The sequence below is a fragment of the Zoogloea sp. genome, assembly GCF_041908905.1.
Taxonomy (GTDB): Bacteria; Pseudomonadota; Gammaproteobacteria; order Burkholderiales; family Rhodocyclaceae; genus Zoogloea.
In genome coordinates, this window is sequence record NZ_JAYREK010000022.1 from 1 (window position 1) to 20,486 (window position 20,486).

Here is a 20,486-nt window from a genome sequence, read left to right on the forward strand (position 1 = left end):
CCAAAAACTCCAGAAACCTGACGATTTCTGCGAGATACTTCAATTTCTTTGTGGCAGCGACCGAAGCCACTACCCCTCGAAACCGAGTACCCACACCTATCGGTTGTTCATCTTTTTAAAGAACCGCTGCATCAGCAGCGAAGAGGTGCGCATTATACAGAGATCAAAAACCCTGTCAAGCATGTTTCGAAAATTAATTTCAATCTTTCGAAACCACCTCGGCGACACCCTAATCGAGCATCCCCTTACTACAAAACCAACCTTCTCACTAAAACAAAGCCGCCCATCAGAGCGGCTTTGTTTCTAATAATGGTCGGGGCGGCGGGATTCGAACTCGCGACCCCTTGCACCCCATGCAAGTGCGCTACCAGGCTGCGCTACGCCCCGACAAGCCCTGCATTATAGAGAGGTCCCCTCCGTTTGCCAAGCACTAATTTCATTTATTTTCAGCTGCCCTCAAAAGCTTCCCGATAGGGGCAAAAATTAGGCGGTCTTCGCGGCGCCTCCAGCACCTGCATATATGAAACGCAGCACAGCTATTGCCCGGCCAATTTCAGGGGCGGATCCATTCCCGCTTTCCGCTCTGGCAGAACTTTCTGCCGCAACATCGTAATCGAGAGAGCCATCCAGCCCGTGGGAGAATTCATCCTTCACCCACTCAGCCGACACCATGCTGCCCTATCTTTCCTATGAGCCTCCCGCAGGAATGCCGACGATCCTCCATGTGGATGACCATGTGGTCGTGGTCGACAAACCCTCAGGGCTTCTATCGGTACCTGGCCGCGGGCCCGGCCACGCAGACTGCCTGGCATCTCGAGTTCAAAGGGAGTTTCCGGAGGCGAGGATTGTTCATAGGCTGGACATGGCCACCTCGGGCCTGTTGATCATGGCCCGGGGGCCCGAGATGGAGCGCCGGCTGAGCATTGCCTTCCAGCAACGGCAAGTGGAGAAACGCTATGTTGCCGTGGTGGCCGGAATACTATCCCCCGAGACGGGGGACATCACACTGCCGTTGATCACCGACTGGCCAAACCGGCCGCGCCAGAAGGTGGATTTCGAGCACGGCAAACCGTCCCTGACGCACTACGCACTGCTCGGCCATGATGCTGCACGCCAGTGTAGCCGCGTCGAACTCCGCCCCCATACCGGGCGATCTCACCAACTGAGGGTACACATGATGGCGATCGGCCATCCGATCCTGGGGGATGAACTCTATGGTGACGACCGGAGCCGCGATGGAGCAGAGCGCCTGCAGTTGCACGCCTGCGAGCTTTCGCTGCCCCATCCCGCAACGGGGGCGCAGCTCCGGCTGCTGAGCGAACCTCCTTTCTAGAGGCAACCCGCGCGAGACGGCTCAGTCGGCATGGCGAAAGGAGATCACGTGGTCAGCCTCAAGGCGGACCCCGATCTTTTCGCCGATCGCGTGATTGTGGTGGGACGGGACCAGCGACAGTACCTCGGTGCCGCTCGCCAGGCGCAACGTATACATGATGTCGGCTCCGCGAAAGGCCTTGTGCAGGACTTCGGCCCGGGTCGGGCTGGCATCATCGTGAACCACGTCGTCCGGGCGCAAGAGCACGTCGACGCGGCAGCCCCGGCCGCAGTCGGCGCAGCCCCGTGAGCACTCCGGCGGCACTCCGGCGCCGAGCACCCCCAGCTCGATGCCGACCCGGCCGGCGTCCAGCACCGTGCCGGGCACGAACACCCCCTTGCCGACGAAATCCGCCACGAAACGATTGATCGGACGATGGTAGAGGTTATAAGGCGTATCCCATTGCTGGATGCGGCCCTCGAACATCACCCCGATCTCGTCGGCCATGGCGAAGGCCTCGTGCTGATCGTGGGTGACGAGCACCGCGGTCATGCCTTCACTCTTGAGGATCTCGCGCACCTCCACCGACAGGCGCTCCCGCAGATCCACGTCCAGGTTGGAGAACGGCTCGTCGAGGAGCACAAGCTCCGGCCGCGGCGCCAGCGCCCGAGCCAGCGCGACACGCTGCTGCTGGCCACCGGAGAGTTCGTGGGGAAACTTGCGCCCCTGCCCCGCGAGACCCACGGTGACAAGCAGCTCCTCGATCCGTGCCCCCCGCTCGGCGGGCGGCATGCCGCCCAGGCCGAAGCCCACGTTCTGCTCCACCGTCAGGTGCGGGAAAAGCGCGTAATCCTGGAACACCATCCCCACCTGCCGCTTTTCCGGCGGCACCCGGTAGCCCGCGCGGCTGACGACCGCGTCGTGGATCAGGATCTCGCCGCCCGAGATGTCCTCGAAGCCGGCGATGCAGCGCAGCAAGGTGGTCTTGCCGCAGCCGGACGGGCCCAGCAGGCAGGCGATGCTCCCCTGTTCGAGACGGAAATCGACACCATTCACGATGGTCTGGCGCCCGTAGCGCTGAACGACGGCCTTGAGTTCAAGTTTGGACATGCCATCAATTATAATTCGCATTCAACCACCGAACGCCATGACTTCCCGAATCCTGCAGCCCACCCGCTCTCCGCTCCTTGTTGCAGCCCTGCTGATCGCACTGCTCACCGGCCTCCCCGTGGCCAGCGTCGGTTTCAATCTGCTGCTCGGCGGCACCAGCACAACCTGGTCGCACCTGGCCTCCACGGTGCTGCCCGAATACGTTGCCAACTCCCTGACGCTCTGCGCGGGGGTCGGGCTGGGAGTGGCCGTGGTCGGCGTGACCACGGCCTGGCTCACCGCGATGCACGATTTCCCCGGGCGGCGCTTCTTCGAGTGGGCCCTGGTCCTGCCCCTCGCCGTGCCGGCCTACGTGATGGCCTATGTGTATACCGACTTCCTGCAATTCGTCGGGCCGGTCCAGACCACTCTGCGGGAGCTCTTCGGCTGGGAATACGGCGACTACCGTTTTCCGGACATCCGCACCCTGCCGGGGGCGATCCTGATGTTCGTCTTCGTGCTCTACCCTTATGTTTACCTGCTGGCCCGCACCGCCTTTCTCGAACGCGCCGGCGGCGTGCTGGAAGCCGCCCGCACCCTGGGCACCGGCCCGTGGCGGGCCTTCTTCACAGTGTCACTCCCCCTCGCCCGCCCGGCGATCGCCGCCGGCGTCGCGCTGGCATTGATGGAAACCCTCGCCGACTACGGCACGGTGGCCTACTTCGCAGTCAATACCTTCACGACCGGAATCTACCGGGCCTGGTTCTCCCTGGGTGACCGGGTCGCCTCGGCGCAACTGGCGGCCATCCTGCTGGGTTTCGTGCTGCTGCTGGTGGCCCTGGAACGCAGCACCCGCGGCCGGGCGCGCTACCACAACACCTCCAGCCGCCATCGCCCGCCACCCGGGCGCCTGCACGGGCTGGCCGGCCTGGCGGCGCTGCTGGCCTGCCTTACCCCGCTGCTGCTGGGTTTTTTGCTGCCGGCCGGGCTGCTGCTGCGGATGGCGGTCGGCGAAGGCGACGCCCAGTTCGGCGAACGTTTTGTGATGCTGGCGCGCAACAGTCTCACACTGTCCGGGATCACCGCCCTGCTCGCAGTGGCCCTCGCGGTGCTGCTCGCCTACAGCGCGCGGCTGTCGAAGACTTTCGTCGCCCAGGGGCTCAACCGCCTGGTAGGCCTCGGCTATGCGGTGCCGGGCACGGTGATCGCCGTGGGCGTGCTGATCCCGGTCACCCGCCTCGACAACTGGCTTGCCGGCCAGTGGGAGAGCGCCTTCGGCACCAATCCGGGGCTGCTCCTCACCGGCGGCATCGCGGCGCTGATCTACGCCTATCTGGCGCGCTTCCTGGCGGTGGCGCTCCAGACGGTCGAGGCCAGCCTGTCCAAGATCACTCCCAGCATGGACGACGCGGCCCGCAGCCTGGGCCTCGGCCAGGGCGCCACCCTGCGCCGGGTGCATGTGCCGATCCTGCGCGGCAGCCTGTTCACCGCGGCGCTGCTGGTGTTCGTGGATGTGATGAAGGAACTCCCCGCCACCCTGGTGATGCGGCCCTTCAATTTCGACACCCTGGCCACCCAGGCCTACACCCTGGCCGCCGACGAGCGGCTCACCGAAGCCTCGACCGCCGCGCTGGCGATCGTCGCGGTGGGCCTGCTGCCGTTGATCGCCCTGTCGCGGCAGATCTCCCGAGCACGCAAGTCCGCGTAAAAGCCCCCGGGGTGCTCCCGAGGGCAGCATGAGGCAGGGATGACCTGCTGCTGGCGGCGGGGCGTCGGCCTCAGCCTGGCAAAGCCCGCGTCTGCCACGATCTGAACACCAATGCTGCGCATGCACCACCACGCCCGATAGCCATGAACATCCACCCCGACAAGCCCTACTCCCCCGCCTGCGAGCGCAACCGGGATCCGATCCTGGCGGCGCTCCGCCCGCATCTTGCCGACCGCCGGCGTGTGCTGGAGATCGGCTCGGGCACCGGCCAGCACGCCGTGCATTTTGCCGCCGCCCTGCCCCATCTCGTCTGGCAGACCAGCGACCGCCCCGAATGGCTGCCCGGCATCCGCCTGTGGCTGGCCGAGGCCGGCCTGCCCAACACGCCGCCGCCCATCGAGCTGGATGTCCGCGGCCCGTGGCCGGCGGAGCGTTTCGACGCCATCTTCAGCGCCAATACGCTGCACATCATGGGCTGGACGGAGGTCGAGGCGTTGTTTGCAGCGCTGCCCGCCGTGCTGACGGACGACGCCCGCCTGACGGTTTACGGCCCCTTCAACTACGGCGGCCGCTTCACCAGCGAGAGCAACGCCGCCTTCGACGCCAGCCTCAAGGCCGACGACCCGAAACGCGGCATCCGCGACTTCGAGGCCGTCGACGCCCTCGCCCGGAGCATCGGCTTCACGCTGGCCGAAGACCTCGCGATGCCCGCCAACAACCGCTGCCTGAGCTGGCGCCGCGGCGCCTGACGTTCAGGCGCGGTAGAGGTTGACCTCGTCCCGGGTGGCGAGCGCCACCTTGCGGGCGGCGTCGGCGAAATCCTCACCGGAGCCGGCGTAGAGGATCGCCCGCGACGACGAGATCATCAGCCCCGCGCCCGCCGCCGTGCGGCCGGCCCTGACGGTGGCCTCCACGTCGCCGCCCTGGGCACCGATGCCCGGCACCAGCAGCGGCAGGTCGCCCACGATGGAACGCACGTCGGCGAGCTCCTGGGGGAAGGTCGCCCCCACCACCAGCGCGTTCTGGCCGTGGGTGTTCCACTTGCCGGCAACCAGCTCGGCCACGTGCTGGTAGAGCTTGCGCCCCCCCTCGACGGTGAGGTTCTGCAGGTCGGAGCCGCCGGGGTTGGAGGTGCGGCACAGCACGATCAGGCCCCGGTCGGAGAACTCCAGGTAGGGCTCGACCGAGTCGAAACCCATGTAGGGATTCACCGTGAGGGCATCGGCGCCATAGCGCTCGAAGGCCTCGCGGGCGTACTGCTGGGCGGTGGCGCCGATGTCGCCGCGCTTGGCGTCGAGCACCACCGGCACCGTCGGGTGATTCTGCTGGATGTAGGCGATCAGGTCCTGCAGCTGGTCTTCGGCCCGCTCGGCGGCAAAGTAGGCGATCTGCGGCTTGAAGGCACAGGCCAGGTCGGCGGTGGCATCGACGATGCCCTTGCAGAAGGCCAGCACGGCGTCCGGCCGGCCCTTGAGGTGGGCCGGAAAACGCTTCACGTCCGGGTCCAGCCCGACGCACAACAGGGAATCATTGCGCTGCCACGCGGCAGCCAGCTTGGAACGGAAATCCATGATCAAGGGGCCCGCGGCCCGACGAGTGAAATCAGGCTGCCGATTCTACCAGCCCCGCCCAGCGCTGCCCCGGGCCCGCGGCGGGCGCCGGACACCGCCGCCCGCCGCCGCGCCGCTCAAGGAAACGCAAGGCCGCCCCAAGTTTCCTTGCCCCCCACGGGGGGCTTGCTGGGCAGAGGCCAGCCCTGGTGGCGCTCAAAGCCGCTCGAAAACCCCGGCCGCGCCCATGCCGGTGCCGATGCACATGCTCACCATCCCGTAGCGGCCGCCCATGCGCTGGAGGCCATGCACCAGCGTGGCGGTGCGGATCGCCCCTGTCGCCCCGAGGGGATGGCCGAGGGCGATGGCGCCGCCGAGCGGGTTGACCCGCGCCGGATCGAGCTCGAGATCGTGCATCACCGCCAGCGCCTGGGCCGCGAAGGCCTCGTTGAGCTCGATCCAGTCGAGCTGTTGGCGGCTGATGCCAGCCTGGGCCAGCGCCCTGGGGATCGCCGCCACCGGCCCGATGCCCATGATCTCCGGCGGCACCCCCGCCACCGCATAGCTGCAAAAGCGGGCCAGCGGCGTCAGGTTGAACTGCTTGAGGATTTTCTCGGACACCAGCAACACCGCCGCGGCGCCGTCCGACATCTGCGAAGCATTGCCCGCCGTCACCGTGCCGCGGGCATCGAAGACCGGCTTCAGCCGGCCCAGGCTCTCCAGGCTGACGTCGGCGCGGGCGCCCTCGTCATGCTCGGCCAGGCGCTGACGGACCTTGACCTCGCCACTCTTCAGGTCGGGCAGATGCTCGTCGAAGGCAAGGGGCGAGATCTCCGCCTGAAAATGCCCGGCAGCAATCGCCGCGCAGGCCTTGCGGTGGGATTCGAGTGCAAAGGCGTCCTGCGCCTCGCGGCCGATCTGCCACTGCCGGGCGACCTTCTCGGCGGTCAGGCCCATGCCGAAGGCGATGCCGCGCTGCTCGTCGGCGGCGAACACCGCCGGGTTGACCACCACCTTGTTGCCCATCATGTTGGTCATCACCGTCATCGACTCGGTGCCGGCGGCGATCATCACGTCGGCGTTGCCGAGCTGGATCTGGCTGGCCGCGTCGGCCACCGCCTGCAGCCCCGACGAGCAGAAGCGGTTGATCGTGATGCCCGGCACGGTGTTGGGCAGGCCGGCCAGCAGCACGCCGATGCGCGCCACGTTCATGCCCTGCTCCGCCTCGGGCATCGCGCAACCGACGATCACGTCGCCGATCAGCGCCGGGTCCAGCCCCGGCGCCTGGGCCATCACGCGCTTCAGCACATGGGCCAGCAGGTCGTCCGGCCGCACATGGCGGAACATGCCCTTGCGCCGGGCGACCGGCGTGCGGGTCGCGGCGACGATGTAGGCGTCCTGAATCTGTCTTTCCATTTTGTTGTCCACCGTCTCAGTTACGCAGGGGTTTGCCGGTTTCGAGCATGTGCTGGATGCGGGCCTGGGTTTCCGGCGTCTTGAGGAGCTCGATGAACGCCCGGCGCTCCACCGTCAGCAGCCAGGCCTCATCCACCAGGCTGCCGTATTCCACCTCGCCGCCGCACAGGGCCACCGCCACGGCGCGGGAGACGCGGTAGTCGTGGGCCGAGATCATGCCGCCCTCGCGCATGTTCACCAGGGTCATCTCCATGGCGGCGATGCCGGCCCGGCCGGCCACCGGCACCCCGCGCGCCGGCACCGGCGGCACATAGCCGGCATCCGCCAGCAGGCGGGCCTCCTTGAGGGCGACATGGAGCAGCTCGCGGGGGTTGAACAGGATCGTGTCGTCCGCCGAGGCGTAGCCCAGCGCGACCGCCTCGTGGGCGCTCTTGCCGGTCTTGCCGGTGGCGACGGCCATGAAGGCCGGCGTCAGGTTGCCGAGCAGCTCGCCGGGCGTGGCCGACCGGGCCGCCCAGCGCGCTGCGCCCAGGGCCAGCTCCTTGCAGCCGCCTCCCGACGGGATCAGGCCGACGCCCACCTCCACCAGGCCGAGCTGGCTCTCCAGCGCCAGCACACGCTTGCGGGCGTGCATCGCGAACTCGCAGCCGCCGCCCAGCGCCATGCCCTCCACGGCGGCCACCACCGGCACGGCCGAGAACTTGATCGCCATCGCCGTCTGCTGGAAGCGGCTCACCGTGCGCTCCAGGCGCTCGACATCGCCGGCCACGCAGGCGTCGTGGATCTGCTTGAGGTCCGCCCCCACCGCAAACGGCGCCTCGTGCCAGATCACCAGGCCGTCCAGCTCGCGCCCGGCGCGGGACAGGGCTTCCAGCAGGCCATCCACCACCGCGTCGCCAATGGCGTGCATCTTCGACTTGAAGGACACGATGCCGATGCCGGCATCCACCGCCGGCAGCCGCCACAGGCGCACGCCGGCGTTCTCGAACAAAGTCTCGCCGCTCTCCGTCGGCCGCGCGCCAGCCTCGCCGAGGAGCAGCTCGGGGAAGAGCTGCCGCCCATAGACCGGCAGCGTCGAGCGCGGGACATCCGCCTGCCGGCGCGCCGACCACGAGCCCGCGGCGCCATGCACGCCGCCGCGCCCGGGCGCCGTCACCCAGGCCGGCAGCGGCGCCCGGCTCATCGCCCGGCCGGCCTCGATGTCGGCGGCGATGGCCTGCGCCGTGTCGGCCCAGCCCGCCGCCTGCCACAGCTCGAAGGGCCCCTGGGCCCAGCCGAAGCCCCAGCGCAGCGCAAAATCCACGTCGCGGGCGTTGTCGGCCACCTGCTCCAGCTGCACCGCACAGTAGTGGAAGAGGTCGCGGAAGATCGCCCACACAAACTGCGCCTGCACGTCGCCGGATTGCCGCAAGGCCTTGAGGCGGGCGGCCGGGTCGGCGATCTTCAGGATGGCCGCCACCTCGGCGGAGAGGCTGTCGTCGCTGGCCCGGTAGTCGCCGGCGACCGGGTCGAACACCTCGATCGCCTTGCCCTGCTTGCGGTAGATGCCGGCCTTGGTCTTCTGGCCCAGCGCGCCGCGGGCGATCAACCCATCGAGCCACCCCGGCAGCGTGAAGAAGGCGTGCCACGGGTCGTCCGCCAGGGCGTCGCGCATGGTGTTCACCACGTGGGCCAGGGTGTCCAGGCCGACCACGTCGCCGGTCCGGTAGGTGGCGCTGCGGGGGCGGCCGATCTTCGGGCCGGTCAGGGCGTCGACGGTGTCGAAGCCCAGCCCGAAGGCGGTGGCGTGGTGCATCACCGCCAGGATCGAGAACACGCCGATCCGGTTGGCGACGAAGTTGGGCGTGTCGAGGGCCCGCACGACGCCCTTGCCCAGCCGCGTGGTGAGCCAGGTTTCGAGGCCGTCGAGCATCGCCGGCGCCGAGTCGCGAGTGGGGATGATCTCGACGAGGGGCATGTAGCGCGGCGGGTTGAAGAAATGGATGCCGCAAAAACTGGGCCGCAGCGCCGCCGGCAGCGCCTCGGCCAGCCCGTTGATCGACAGGCCCGAGGTGTTGGACGCCAGCACCGTGCCCGGCGTCACGAAGGGCGCGATGCGGGCGTAGAGCTCGTTCTTCCAGTCCATCCGCTCGGCGATGGCCTCGATGATCAGGTCGCAGCCGGACAACAGCGCCAGGTGCTCCTCGTAGTTGGCGGCGTCGATGTACTGCAGCGTGTCGCGGCTCACCAGCGGCGAGGGCTGCAGGCGCTTGAGGCCATCGAGCGCCCTCTTCACCACGCCGTTCTTGTCGCCGTCCTTGGCCGGCAGGTCGAACAGCACCACCGGCACCCGGGCATTGGCGAGGTGGGCGGCGATCTGCGCGCCCATCACGCCGGCGCCGAGGACGGCCGCCTTGTTGACAACCCATTTCATGCTTGGAATCTCCTGAGTCTGCTTCATCCGGCCAGCTGCTCGCGCATGGCCTTCTTGTTGAGCTTGCCGACGCTGGTGCGGGCCAGGCTGTCGACGAAGAGCACCCGATCGGGCACCGCGAACTTCGAGATGTGGCCCGCGTCGGCGAAGCCCTGGACGTGGCCCTTGATGTCTTCGACCGTGACCGCCTGGCCGGCCTTGAGGACGACCATCGCCAGCGGACGCTCACCCCACTTGTCGTCCTTGACACCGATCACCGCCACCTCATTGACCGCCGGGTGCTGGGAGATGATGCTTTCCAGCGCCAGCGACGACACCCACTCGCCGCCCGTCTTGATGACGTCCTTCAGGCGGTCGGTGACGGTCAGCATGCCCCGGGGGTCGAGGGTGCCGATATCGCCGGTGTGGAGGTAGCCGCCGGCCCACAGGTCTTCCGAGGCAGGCGGGTTGTGCAGGTAGCCCTGGGTCAGCCACGGGGTGCGCACCACGATCTCGCCGGTGGCCTTGCCGTCGTGGTCCACGTCGAGCATGTCGCCATCGACGGTGCGGAGGTCCACCAGCGGGATCGGATAGCCGGTGCGGATGCGCTCGGCCGCTTCGGCGTCGGCGTCCGGCAGCGCGCCGCGGACATGGGCGATGGTGAGGATCGGGCAGGTCTCGGACATGCCGTAGCCCGAGAAGACGTCCATCCCCCGCGCCAACGCCGCGGCGGCGAGGCCCTTGGGGAAGGCCGCCCCGCCGATGATCATCTTGCAGCCCGAAAGGTCCACGTTTGCGCCGGCCTTGTCGGTGAGCAGCATGTGCAGGATGGTCGGCACGCAGTGGGAGAAGCTCACGTCCTCGCTGGCGATCAGCTTGAGCAGCATGTCCGGACTGTAACGACCGGGGTAAACCTGCTTCATGCCGAGCATGGTCGCCAGGTAGGGCATGCCCCAGGCGTGCACGTGGAACATCGGGGTGATCGGCATGTACACGTCGTCGCGGTGCACCCGCCCCTGCCCGGCTGCGCTGCCGAGGGCGGTCGCCACCGCCAGGGTGTGCAGCACCAGCTGCCGGTGGCTGAAGTACACGCCCTTCGGCAGCCCGGTGGTGCCGGTGGTGTAGAAGGTGGTGGCGCGGGTGTTCTCGTCGAAATCAGGGAAGTCGTAGTCCGGCGACGCCGCGGCCAGCAGGGCTTCGTATTCGCCGGCGTAGGGGATGCCGAAGCTGCCCAGGGTGGCGCCGTCGTCGCTGATCAGGACGAAGCGCTTCACCGTCTCGAGCTGGTCCTTGATGATCGCCAGCAGCGGCACGAACTCGGCGTTGACGAGCAGCACGTCGGCCCGGGCGTGGTTGAGGGTGTACAGGATCTGCTCCGGCGACAGGCGCACATTCACGGTCTGCAGCACGGCGCCCATCATCGGCACGGCAAAGAAGGCTTCGAGGTAGCGGTGGCTGTCCCAATCCATCACCGCCACCGTGCTGCCCGGCCCGACGCCGAGCCCGGCAAGCGCGTTGGCCAGCCGCGGCAGGCGCTCGAAGAACTCGCGATAGGTGTGGCGCCGGCGGTCGCGATAGACGATTTCCTGCCCGCCGGCGGTGGCCCGGGCGGCGTGCAGCAGCTGCTTGACGAGCAGCGGATAGGCGTAGGCCGAGGGCGTGGCCCCGGCGGGATCGGGCGGCATGCGGGTCTCCGGTTATCGTTCTTGAGACCGGGAGCGTATGCCGGCCGGCGATCGATTCCTGCCGGATATTTCCATCCGCCTTGTCGGATATTTCCGATACCGCGCCCGCCCTACTCCGCCAGGCCGTGCTCCAGGCAGTAGCGCACCAGCTCGGCGTTGCTGTGCAGGCCGAGCTTGGCGAGCACGCGGCCGCGGTAGGTGCTGACGGTCTTCACGCTGAGGCGGAGTTCTTCGCCGATGCCGGTCAGCGACACGCCCTTCACGATCAGCCGCAGCACATGCCACTCCCGCTCGGTGAGCCGCTTCCAGCCCGGTGCGGCCTCGCCTGCCGCGGCCTGCAGGAGCACGCCCTGGGCCATCCCCGGCGGCAGGTAGTAGCCGCCGCCGGCGGCGATGCGGATGGCGGCGAGCAGCTCGCCGGCGTCGCGGTCCTTCGAGAGGTAACCCCGCGCTCCGAGCTGCAGGGCGATCGGCGCGTACTGGGCTTCCGGGTACATTGACAGCAGGATGACCGCCTGGGCCGGCCATTCGAGCCGGATGCGGCGCAGGGTGTCGAGGCCGCTGCGGCCGCTCATGTTGACGTCCAGCAGCACCACCCCGAAGCTGCGCCGACGCAGGCAGTCGAGCGCCTCCTGGCCGTTGGCCGCCTCGGCGACGATGCGCATGTCGGGCTCGTCGGAGAGCAGGCGGCGCATGCCGCTGCGGAAGATCGCGTGGTCGTCCGCCATCAGGATCTCGATCACGGGGCCTCCTCCAACGGGAGATCAAGGCGCAGGCAGGCGCCGCCCGACGCCCCCGGCTGCACCGACAGGCAGCCACCGAACTCCCGCGCCCGCTCCGCCATGCTTAAGAGGCCGATGCTCTTACCGGTGGGCGTGAGGCTGGCGAGGCCGCGGCCGTTATCCTCGATGTCCACCGCCAGCCGGCCATCGGCGCTGGCCAGCCGCAGCACCACGCAGGTCGCGCCGGCGTGGCGGGCGATGTTGGTCAGCGCCTCCTGGCAGATGCGATACACCGCGGTGGCGCGCGCCGGCGAGAGCTGGGCCGCGAAACCCTCGGCGACGAGCTCGCAGGCGATCTCGGTGCGCGCCGAGAAGCGCTGCAGCTCCGCCTCCAGCGCCGAGCGCAGGCCGAGGTGGTCCAGCCCGCCCGGGCGCAGGTCTTCCGAGAGGGTGCGCACGGTGTCGATGCTATCCTGGGTGAGCTGCAGCAGGTCGCCGACGATGGCCCGGATCTCCGCGTCGTCGCTGCGCCGGCTGATGCGCTGGATGTCGAGCTTGATCGAGGTGAGCATGCCGCCGAGCACGTCGTGCAGCTCGCGGGCGATGCGGGCGCGCTGCTCCTCCCGGGCGGTGTTGATGTAGGCCGCCAGCTCGCGCAGCTGCTCGCGGGACTCCCGCAGCGCGTTCTGCTGCCGCCGCTGCTCGGTGATGTTGACACCGACCCCGACCACCGCCGGGCGGCCACGATAGATCACGCTGGAGCCATGCACCTCCAGGTACACCGGCTCGCGGTTGCGATGCCAGCCGATGGTGGTGTAGCGGATGCTCGGCACCTCGCCGCTGATGCGGCGGTGAAAGTTGGCGATGGTCTCGGCCTGCATCTCCGGGTACACCGCGTGGCGCAGGTGCATGCCGGTCATCTCGCCGGGGGTGTAGCCCAGCATCGCCGCGAAGGTGGCGTTCACATACTGGAAGACTTCGTCCTGGATGACGTACATGCCCGCCAGCGACTGCTCGACGATGCCACGAAAGGGAATGTCCGGATTGGCGTTCATGGGCGGTGGCTCTCCCGCGGGGTGCCCAGAAAAAAGGGGCCCGAAGGCCCCTGGAAGGTACGCCGTGGCGGCTGTGGCGCAGGCAACGCGACAACCGCCAGGCGGAGCGGAGACTCAGTGGGCGTGGGCGCCCGCTGCACCGAGGCCGGTCTGGGCCCGGATGTACTGCTCCTCGAAGGCCTCGGCTTCCCGCGCCGCACGCTCGCTCTTGTCGGTGACCGACAGCAGCCAGGTGACGAAGAAGGCCAGGGACATCGACACGATGGCCGGGTGATCGTACGGGAAGATCGCCGCCTTGTTGCCGAAGATCTTGACCCACACGGTCGGGGACAGGATGACCAGGCCCACCGACGACACCAGGCCGGCGATGCCGCCCCACAGCGCACCGCGGGTGGTCAGGCCCTTCCAGTACATCGACAGGATGAGCACCGGGAAGTTGACCGACGAGGCCACGCCGAAGGCCAGCGCCACCAGGAACAGCACGTTCTGGTCCTTGAAGGCGATACCCAGCACGATCGCCGCGATGCCGAGGCCGACCGAGGCCATGCGGGTCACCTTGAGTTCCTGTTCGCTGGTCGCGGAGCCCTTCTTGATGACGCGGGCGTAGAGGTCATGGGAGATCGCCGAGGCGCCGGCCAGGGCCAGGCCCGACACCACCGCCAGGATGGTGGCGAAGGCCACCGCCGACAGGAAGCCGAGGAAGATGTCGCCGCCGACCGCCTTGGTCAGGTGCATCACCGGCATGTTGCCGCCACCGATCAGCTTGCCGCCCACCTGGCCGCCTTCGAAGAAGGCCGGGTTGGTGCCGACGATGGAGATCGCCGCGGCGCCCAGGACCATCGTCACCAGGAAGAACAGGCCGATGAAGCCGGTGGCATAGAACACCGACTTGCGGGCTTCCTTGGCGTTGGGCACGGTGAAGAAGCGCATCATGATGTGCGGCAGGCCGGCGGTGCCGAAGAGCAGGCCGAGGGACAGGGACAGCGCGGAGATCGGGTCGGCCATCAGCGAGCCGGGGATCATCAGCTTCTCGCCCGCCTTGTGGGACTCGATGGCCTTCACGAACAGGTTCTCGAAGGACCAGCCGAACTGCGCGAGCGTCAGCAGCATCAGCGAGATGCCGCCGCCCAGCAGCAGGCAGGCCTTGATGATCTGCACCCAGGTGGTGGCGGTCATGCCGCCGAAGGTGACGTACACCATCATCAGGATGCCCACCACGGTGACCGCGGTGTTGTACTCCAGCCCGAACAGCAGCTGGATCAGCTGGCCGGCGCCGACCATCTGGACGATGAGGTAGAAGCACACCACGGTGAGGGAGCCGATCGCCGCGAAGGTGCGGATGCGGTTCTGGTCGAGGCGGTAGGAGGCGATGTCGGCAAAGGTGAATTTGCCGAGGTTGCGCAGCCGCTCCGCGATCAGGAACAGGATGATCGGCCAGCCGATGAAGAAGCACACGGCGTAGATGAAACCGTCGTAGCCCTTGAAATACACCATCGAGGTGAGGCCGAGCAGGGTCGCCGCCGACATGTAGTCACCGGCAATGGCGAGGCCGTTCTGGAAGCCGGTGATGCCGCCGCCGGCGGTGTAGAAGTCGGCCGTGGATTTGGTCTTGCCGGCCGCCCACTTGGTGATGCCCAGGGTGGCGACGACGAAGACCAGGAACATGGCGATGGCGCTCACGTTGACCGGCTGCTTCTCGACGCCTTCGATGGCGCCCGGGCCGGCCAGCGCGGCAAACGAGGCCGCCAGCAGGGCGCCGGCGACCAGTGCGGTGATGGAACGCTTCATTTGCGGGCCTCCTTCAGCACTTCTTCAGTGAGGCGATCGAACTCGCCGTTGGCGCGATGCACATAGACACCGGTGAGCAGCCAGCCGACGACCACGATCAGCGCGGCGATCGGCCAGCCGATGGTGATCACGCTGCCTTCGCTGATCTTGCCCGCGAAGAGCTGGGGCTGCAGCGACACCAGCAGCATGTAGCTGTAGTAGGGCACCAGCACGATGAGTGAAAGGGCGATCGCGAAGCGGGTGCGCTTGCCGACCAGCTCGGCAAACTTCGGATTGCTCCGGATCTTCGCGTGGATATTGGATTGGGACATGTAGCCTCCTCTTGACCCGATGGATGGAAAGACCGTGTTGTTGGTGTTATCGGTGTGTGGCGGCCCGCCGCCCGGACGGATGCCCCTGCGGCGGGTTCGGTGGCAAGGCGCCGGGCTGGCGCCCGGCGATCAGGCGTGGCTCAGAACAGCGCCTCTTCGAGGGCCAGCACCGACTCGGCGCCACCGACGATGGCGTCGCGGTAGCTGTTGGCCTCGGGGACGACGTGCTGCACGAAGTAGCTGGCGGTGGCCAGCTTGGCCTTGTAGAAGTCACCGTCGGCGGCATCCAGGCGTTCGACGGCGATCGCCGCGGAACGGGCCATCAGCCAGGCACCGACGACGATGCCGGTGAGCTTCAGGAAGGGCACCGAGCCGGCCGCCGCGGCCTGCGGGTTGGCGTCGTAGTTGCCGATCAGCCAGTTGGTGGCTTCGTCGAGGGCGGCGATGCCATCGCCCAGGGCATCGGCGATCGCCTTCAGGCGGACGTCGTCGGAGGCGCGCAGCGCGGCGCCGGTCTCGGCGATCTCGGCGAGCAGCTGGCGCATGCTCTGGCCACCTTCCTTGGCGGTCTTGCGGCCGATGAGGTCGTTGGCCTGGATCGCGGTGGTGCCCTCGTAGATGGTGATGATGCGGGCGTCGCGCATGTACTGGGCGGCGCCGGTCTCCTCGATGAAGCCCATGCCGCCGTGCACCTGCACGCCGTTCCAGGTGATGCCCTGGGCGTTCTCGGTGCACCAGCCCTTCACCACCGGGGTCAGCAGCTCGAGGCGGCGCTGGTTGGCGGCGCGCACGTCGGCGTCCGGGTGGCTCTTGGCGCGGTCCATGCAGCCGGCCACGTAGTAGGCCAGAGCACGGCCGGCTTCGGTGCGGGACTTCATGTCCATCAGCATGCGGCGCACGTCCGGGTGGTGCAGGATGGGCTTCTTCTCGCCGCTCTTGTCGCCGATGATGCGACCCTGGACACGCTCACGGGCATAGGCCAGCGCGTGCTGGTAGCTGCGCTCGGAGACGCCGACGCCTTCGAGGCCGACGTTGAGGCGGGCGTGGTTCATCATCGTGAACATGTACTCGAGGCCGCGGTTCGGCTCGCCGACCAGATAGCCGATGGCGCCGCCCTTGTCGCCGAAGGACATGACGGCGGTGGCGCTGCCGTGGATGCCCATCTTGTGCTCGATGGAGGCGCAGACGAGGTCGTTGCGCTCGCCCAGGCTGCCGTCGGCATTGACCAGGAACTTCGGCGCGATGAACAGGGAGATGCCCTTCACGCCCGGAGGCGCGTCCGGCAGGCGGGCCAGCACGAGGTGGATGATGTTCTCCGCCATGTCGTGCTCACCCCAGGTGATGAAGATCTTGGTGCCGGTGATGGCGTAGGTGCCATCGCCGCGGGGATCGGCCTTGCTGCGGATGGCGGCGAGGTCGGAGCCGGCCTGGGGCTCGGTGAGGTTCATGGTGCCGGTCCACTTGCCGGACACCATGTTGGGCAGGAAGGTGGCCTTCAGCGCGTCGGAGCCGTGGTGGGCGATGGCCTCGACCGCGCCCAGGGTGAGCATCTGGCACAGGGAGAAGGAGATGCTGGCGGACTTCCACATCTCGAGCACGGCGGTGGACACCGTCACCGGCAGGCCCTGGCCACCGAACTCGGTGGAGGCCGGCATGCCGTTCCAGCCGGTCTCGCAGAAGCTGGCGTAGGCTTCCTTGAAGCCGTCGGCGGTGGTCACGACGCCGTTGTCCCACTTGTTGCCCTGCTTGTCGCCCACCTTGTTGAGGGGGTCGACGACTTCGGAGGCGAACTTGCCGGCCTCGTCGAGGATGGCCTCGACCAGATCGGCCGAGACGTCCTCGTTGCCGGGCAGACCGGCGATCTCCTGCAGGCCGGCCAGCTCGTTCATGTTGAACAGCATGTCCTTCACGGGGGCGATGTAGGTGCTCATGGTTCTTCCTTGCGAATTCGGTAGAGGGGGTGCGGGGGCCGCCGCGCGGCCCCCTAGGGATCAGAGCGCGGCGACCAGCTGCGGCACGGTCTCGAACAGGTCGGCCACGAGGCCGTAGTCGGCCACCTGGAAGATCGGCGCTTCCGGGTCCTTGTTGATCGCGACGATCACCTTGGAGTCCTTCATGCCCGCCAGGTGCTGGATGGCGCCGGAGATGCCCACCGCGACGTACAGCTGCGGAGCGACGATCTTGCCGGTCTGGCCGACCTGGTAGTCGTTGGGCACGAAGCCGGCGTCCACTGCGGCGCGGCTGGCGCCCATCGCGGCGCCGAGCTTGTCGGCGAGGGGCTCCAGCACCGCCCGGTAGGCGTCGCCGCTGCCGAGGCCACGGCCGCCCGAGACGATGATCTTGGCGGCGCCCAGTTCGGGACGGGCCGACTTGGTGAGCTCACGGCCGACGAGCTTGCTCTGGCCGAGCTCGGGGCCGGCGGCGATGGCCTCGACCGCGGCCGGGCCGCCCTCGCCCGCCGCGTCGAAGGCGGTGGTGCGGACGGTGATGAGCTTGATCGGGTCGGCCGACTTGACGGTGGCCAGGGCGTTGCCGGCGTAGATCGGGCGCACGAAGGTGTCAGCCGACTCGATGGCGACGATGTCGGAGATCTGCGCCACGTCGAGCAGCGCGGAGACGCGGGGCAGCAGGTTCTTGCCGAAGGTGGTGGCGGGGGCCAGCACGTGGCTGTAGCCGCCGGTCTTGACCAGGTCGACCAGCAGCGCGGCGAGGTTCTCGGCGCCCTGCTCAAGGTAGGCGGCGGCATCGGCCACCTTCACCCTGGCGACGCCGGCGAGCCGGGCGGCGGCGTCGGCCGCGGCGGCACAGCCGCTGCCGGCGACCAGCACGTCGATGTCGGCACCCAGCTTGGCGGCGGCGCTGACGGTGTTGAGGGTGGCGGCCTTCAGGCCGGCGTTGTCGTGTTCGGCGATGACGAGGATGGGCATGGGTTTGTCTCCGTATCCGTCGGGTGCTTACAGCACCTTGGCTTCGTTCTTGAGCTTGTCGATCAGTTGGGCCACGTCGGCCACCTTGATGCCGGCGCTGCGCGCGGCGGGCTCGACCACCTTGAGGGTGGTCAGGCGCGGGGCGACGTCGACGCCCAGCTCGGCCGGCTTGACCGTCTCGAGGGGCTTCTTCTTGGCCTTCATGATGTTGGGCAGGGTGGCGTAGCGCGGCTCGTTGAGGCGCAGGTCGGTGGTGATCACCGCCGGCAGCGGCAGGGCCAGGGTCTCAAGGCCGCCGTCGATCTCGCGGGTGACCTGCACGCCGTCGCCGCCGACTTCGACCTTGGAGGCGAAGGTGGCCTGGGGCCAGCCGAGCAGCGCGGCGAGCATCTGGCCGGTCTGGTTGGCGTCGTCGTCGATGGCCTGCTTGCCGAGGATCACCAGCTGGGGCTGCTCCTTGTCGACGATGGCCTTCAGCAGCTTGGCCACCGCCAGCGGCTGCAGCTCGACGTCGGTCTCGACCAGGATGCCCCGGTCGGCACCGATCGCCATTGCGGTGCGCAGGGTTTCCTGGCACTGGGCGACGCCGGCCGACACCGCCACGACTTCGGTGGCCTTGCCGGCTTCCTTCAGGCGCACGGCCTCTTCCATCGCGATTTCGTCGAAGGGGTTCATGGCCATCTTTACGTTGGCCAGCTCGACGCCGCTCTGGTCGGCCTTGACGCGGATCTTGACGTTGTAGTCGACGACGCGCTTGACGGGCACGAGGATCTTCATGGGTTCTTGTCTCCGTTCAGGGTTGTTACTCGATCGCCGAGGCCGACTTGGCCTGCTGGCGCAGCACGAACTTCTGGATCTTTCCGGTGGAAGTCTTGGGCAGCACGCAGAACTCCACGTGCTTGGGCACCTTGAAGCGGGCCAGGTGCTCACGGCAGTGGGCGATGATGTCGTCGGCCGTCACCCTGGCGTCTTCCTTGACCTCGATGTAGGCGGCGGGCACTTCGCCCCACTTCTCGTCGGGCTTGGCGACCACGGCGGCGGTCAGCACGGCCGGGTGGCGGTAGAGGACGTCCTCGACTTCCAGCGAGGAGATGTTCTCGCCGCCGGAGATGATCACGTCCTTGGAGCGGTCCTTGATCTTCACGTAGCCGTCCGGGTGCATCACGGCCAGGTCGCCGGTGTGGAACCAGCCGCCGGCAAAAGCCTCCTGGGTGGCCTTCTCGTTCTTGAGATAGCCCTTCATCACCAGGTTGCCGCGGAACATGATCTCGCCCAGGGTCTCGCCGTCGGCGGGCACCGGCTCCATGGTTTCCGGGTCGAGCACGGTGATCGCTTCCTGCATGTGGTAGCGCACCCCCTGGCGTCCGTTGCGCTCGGCGCGCTGGGCGATCGGCAGCGCGTCCCATTCGGGGTGCTTGGCACACACCGCGGCCGGGCCGTAGGTTTCGGTGAGGCCGTACACGTGGGTGATGTCGAAGCCGATGCGCTCCATGCCCTCGATGATGGCGGCCGGGGGCGCGGCGCCGGCAATCAGCGCCGACACCTTGTGGTCGATGCCCGCCCGCATGCCCTCCGGGGCGTTGATCAGCATGCCGTGCACGATCGGCGCAGCGCAGAAGTGGGTGACCTTGTGGCTGCGGATCAGCTCGCAGATCAGCGCCACGTCCACCTTGCGCAGGCACACGTTGACGCCGGCGTTGGCGGCCAGGGTCCAGGCGAAGCACCAGCCGTTGCAGTGGAACAGCGGCAGCGTCCACAGATACACGGCGTGCTGCGGCATGCCCCAGCTGATGATGTTGGAGGCCGAGTTGAGGTAGGCGCCACGGTGGTGGAAGACCACGCCCTTCGGGTTGCCGGTGGTGCCGGAGGTGTAGTTGAGGGCGATCGCGTCCCACTCGTCGGGCGGCAGCTGCCAGGCGAACTCGGGGTCGGCGTTGTCGAGGAACTCCTCGTATTCGATCTCGCCGAGGCGGGTGGTGCCGGGGTATTCGGCGTCGAGGGCGTCGATGACCAGCGGCTTCGGCCCGTCGAGCAGCGCGAGGGCGGCTTCGATGGTCGGGGCGAACTCGGGGTCGGTAATCAGCACCTTGGCCTCGCCGTGGGCGAGCATGAAGGCGATCGCCTCCGGGTCGAGGCGGGTGTTGAGGGTGTTGAGCACGGCGCCGATCATCGGTACGCCGAAGTGGGCTTCGACCATGGCCGGCACGTTGGGCAGCATCACCGCCACCGTGTCGCCGCGCTTGATGCCGCGGGCGGCGAGCGCGCTCGCCAGGCGGCGGCAACGGGTGTAGGTCTCGGCCCAGGTGAAACGGCGGGCGCCATGGACAACCGCCAGGCGGTTGGGGTAGATCTGCGCGGTACGGGCAATGAAAGACAGCGGCGAGAGCGGGACATGGTTGGCGGCACACTTGTCCAGCCCGTGCTCGTACGGGTTGTTCGACACCTTTTCTCCTCCTGAATTTTGGACGCCACCACGGGGGTGAAGCGGTGGCTCTGGGGCCTGCCCCTTGCTGGCTTCCGTGACGGAATGC

16 protein-coding genes and 1 tRNA gene are annotated in these 20,486 nt (G+C 68.1%); 3 read left to right on the forward strand and 14 right to left on the reverse strand.

The genetic code is table 11. The features are described from left to right. Positions 1-310: 310 nt before the first annotated feature. Positions 311-387 (reverse strand) — tRNA-Pro (locus tag ACE3OU_RS12425). Positions 388-670: 283 nt separating this feature from the next. Here ACE3OU_RS12425 and ACE3OU_RS12430 point away from each other — a divergent pair. Then, complete coding sequence (locus tag ACE3OU_RS12430; protein ID WP_374241871.1) at positions 671-1,333, forward strand: RluA family pseudouridine synthase; 663 nt, start codon at positions 671-673, stop codon at positions 1,331-1,333. A gap of 21 nt (positions 1,334-1,354) precedes the next feature. Here the strand turns inward: ACE3OU_RS12430 and ACE3OU_RS12435 are convergent, their stop codons facing one another. After that, complete coding sequence (locus tag ACE3OU_RS12435) at positions 1,355-2,422, reverse strand: ABC transporter ATP-binding protein (RefSeq protein ID WP_374241872.1); 1,068 nt, start codon at positions 2,420-2,422, stop codon at positions 1,355-1,357. A 37-nt stretch (positions 2,423-2,459) separates the two neighbouring features. On the opposite strand from ACE3OU_RS12435, the gene ACE3OU_RS12440 reads away from it, so the two are divergent. Then, a complete protein-coding gene (locus ACE3OU_RS12440) occupies positions 2,460-4,109 on the forward strand; it encodes an ABC transporter permease (protein WP_374241873.1) in 1,650 nt (549 codons plus the stop codon). Positions 4,110-4,252: 143 nt separating this feature from the next. Then, on the forward strand, positions 4,253-4,858 hold the full coding sequence (locus ACE3OU_RS12445; protein ID WP_374241874.1) for a DUF938 domain-containing protein: 606 nt from the start codon (positions 4,253-4,255) through the stop codon (positions 4,856-4,858). Positions 4,859-4,861: 3 nt separating this feature from the next. Here ACE3OU_RS12445 and pyrF read toward each other — a convergent pair whose 3' ends face one another. From pyrF to ACE3OU_RS12505, 12 genes are all read right to left on the reverse strand, one after another. Then, positions 4,862-5,680 carry an orotidine-5'-phosphate decarboxylase gene (gene pyrF / locus ACE3OU_RS12450; protein WP_374241875.1) on the reverse strand — a complete coding sequence of 273 codons (819 nt, stop codon included), beginning with the start codon at positions 5,678-5,680 and terminating at the stop codon, positions 4,862-4,864. Between the two features lie 195 nt (positions 5,681-5,875). Then, entirely contained in the window at positions 5,876-7,075 is a 1,200-nt protein-coding gene (locus ACE3OU_RS12455; protein WP_374241876.1) for an acetyl-CoA C-acyltransferase, read from the reverse strand. A 16-nt stretch (positions 7,076-7,091) separates the two neighbouring features. Next, positions 7,092-9,488: a 3-hydroxyacyl-CoA dehydrogenase/enoyl-CoA hydratase family protein gene (locus tag ACE3OU_RS12460; protein ID WP_374241877.1), complete on the reverse strand. Its 2,397-nt coding sequence runs from the start codon at positions 9,486-9,488 to the stop codon at positions 7,092-7,094. Positions 9,489-9,511: 23 nt separating this feature from the next. After that, positions 9,512-11,152, reverse strand: a complete 1,641-nt coding sequence (locus ACE3OU_RS12465) for a fatty acid--CoA ligase (protein ID WP_374241878.1) — start codon at positions 11,150-11,152, stop codon at positions 9,512-9,514. A 110-nt stretch (positions 11,153-11,262) separates the two neighbouring features. Continuing rightward, positions 11,263-11,895, reverse strand: coding sequence for a response regulator (locus ACE3OU_RS12470; RefSeq protein ID WP_374241879.1), 633 nt, complete (start codon positions 11,893-11,895; stop codon positions 11,263-11,265). Then, positions 11,892-12,929, reverse strand: coding sequence for a PAS domain-containing sensor histidine kinase (locus ACE3OU_RS12475; RefSeq protein WP_374241880.1), 1,038 nt, complete (start codon positions 12,927-12,929; stop codon positions 11,892-11,894). Before ACE3OU_RS12475 ends, ACE3OU_RS12470 begins: the two co-directional genes overlap by 4 nt. Positions 12,930-13,043: 114 nt before the next feature. Beyond that, the gene (locus ACE3OU_RS12480; RefSeq protein WP_374241881.1) at positions 13,044-14,717 is read right to left on the reverse strand and encodes a cation acetate symporter; all 1,674 of its coding nucleotides are present in this window, start codon (positions 14,715-14,717) and stop codon (positions 13,044-13,046) included. After that, positions 14,714-15,028, reverse strand: coding sequence for a DUF485 domain-containing protein (locus ACE3OU_RS12485; RefSeq protein WP_374241882.1), 315 nt, complete (start codon positions 15,026-15,028; stop codon positions 14,714-14,716). The genes ACE3OU_RS12480 and ACE3OU_RS12485 overlap by 4 nt, the downstream gene beginning before the upstream one ends. A 140-nt stretch (positions 15,029-15,168) precedes the next feature. Further along, the gene (locus ACE3OU_RS12490) at positions 15,169-16,959 is read right to left on the reverse strand and encodes an acyl-CoA dehydrogenase (RefSeq protein ID WP_374241883.1); all 1,791 of its coding nucleotides are present in this window, start codon (positions 16,957-16,959) and stop codon (positions 15,169-15,171) included. Between the two features lie 60 nt (positions 16,960-17,019). Next, positions 17,020-17,955, reverse strand: a complete 936-nt coding sequence (locus tag ACE3OU_RS12495; protein ID WP_374241884.1) for an electron transfer flavoprotein subunit alpha/FixB family protein — start codon at positions 17,953-17,955, stop codon at positions 17,020-17,022. Positions 17,956-17,982: 27 nt separating this feature from the next. After that, positions 17,983-18,732, reverse strand: coding sequence for an electron transfer flavoprotein subunit beta/FixA family protein (locus ACE3OU_RS12500; protein ID WP_374241885.1), 750 nt, complete (start codon positions 18,730-18,732; stop codon positions 17,983-17,985). A 25-nt stretch (positions 18,733-18,757) separates the two neighbouring features. Further along, complete coding sequence (locus tag ACE3OU_RS12505) at positions 18,758-20,398, reverse strand: acyl-CoA synthetase (protein ID WP_374241886.1); 1,641 nt, start codon at positions 20,396-20,398, stop codon at positions 18,758-18,760. Between the last annotated feature and the right edge of the window lie 88 nt (positions 20,399-20,486).

Bases quoted from the DNA above. Each gene is read 5' to 3' on its own strand.
- ACE3OU_RS12465 (WP_374241878.1), bottom strand. From the start codon at position 11,152: ATGCCGCCCGATCCCGCCGGGGCCACGCCCTCGGCCTACGCCTATCCG.
- ACE3OU_RS12440 (WP_374241873.1), top strand. From the start codon at position 2,460: ATGACTTCCCGAATCCTGCAGCCCACCCGCTCTCCGCTCCTTGTTGCA.
- ACE3OU_RS12495 (WP_374241884.1), bottom strand. From the start codon at position 17,955: ATGCCCATCCTCGTCATCGCCGAACACGACAACGCCGGCCTGAAGGCC.
- ACE3OU_RS12430 (WP_374241871.1), top strand. From the start codon at position 671: ATGCTGCCCTATCTTTCCTATGAGCCTCCCGCAGGAATGCCGACGATC.
- ACE3OU_RS12460 (WP_374241877.1), bottom strand. From the start codon at position 9,488: ATGAAATGGGTTGTCAACAAGGCGGCCGTCCTCGGCGCCGGCGTGATG.
- ACE3OU_RS12480 (WP_374241881.1), bottom strand. From the start codon at position 14,717: ATGAAGCGTTCCATCACCGCACTGGTCGCCGGCGCCCTGCTGGCGGCC.
- ACE3OU_RS12490 (WP_374241883.1), bottom strand. From the start codon at position 16,959: ATGAGCACCTACATCGCCCCCGTGAAGGACATGCTGTTCAACATGAAC.
- ACE3OU_RS12485 (WP_374241882.1), bottom strand. From the start codon at position 15,028: ATGTCCCAATCCAATATCCACGCGAAGATCCGGAGCAATCCGAAGTTT.
- ACE3OU_RS12445 (WP_374241874.1), top strand. From the start codon at position 4,253: ATGAACATCCACCCCGACAAGCCCTACTCCCCCGCCTGCGAGCGCAAC.
- ACE3OU_RS12455 (WP_374241876.1), bottom strand. From the start codon at position 7,075: ATGGAAAGACAGATTCAGGACGCCTACATCGTCGCCGCGACCCGCACG.
- ACE3OU_RS12500 (WP_374241885.1), bottom strand. From the start codon at position 18,732: ATGAAGATCCTCGTGCCCGTCAAGCGCGTCGTCGACTACAACGTCAAG.
- pyrF (WP_374241875.1), bottom strand. From the start codon at position 5,680: ATGGATTTCCGTTCCAAGCTGGCTGCCGCGTGGCAGCGCAATGATTCC.
- ACE3OU_RS12435 (WP_374241872.1), bottom strand. From the start codon at position 2,422: ATGTCCAAACTTGAACTCAAGGCCGTCGTTCAGCGCTACGGGCGCCAG.
- ACE3OU_RS12475 (WP_374241880.1), bottom strand. From the start codon at position 12,929: ATGAACGCCAATCCGGACATTCCCTTTCGTGGCATCGTCGAGCAGTCG.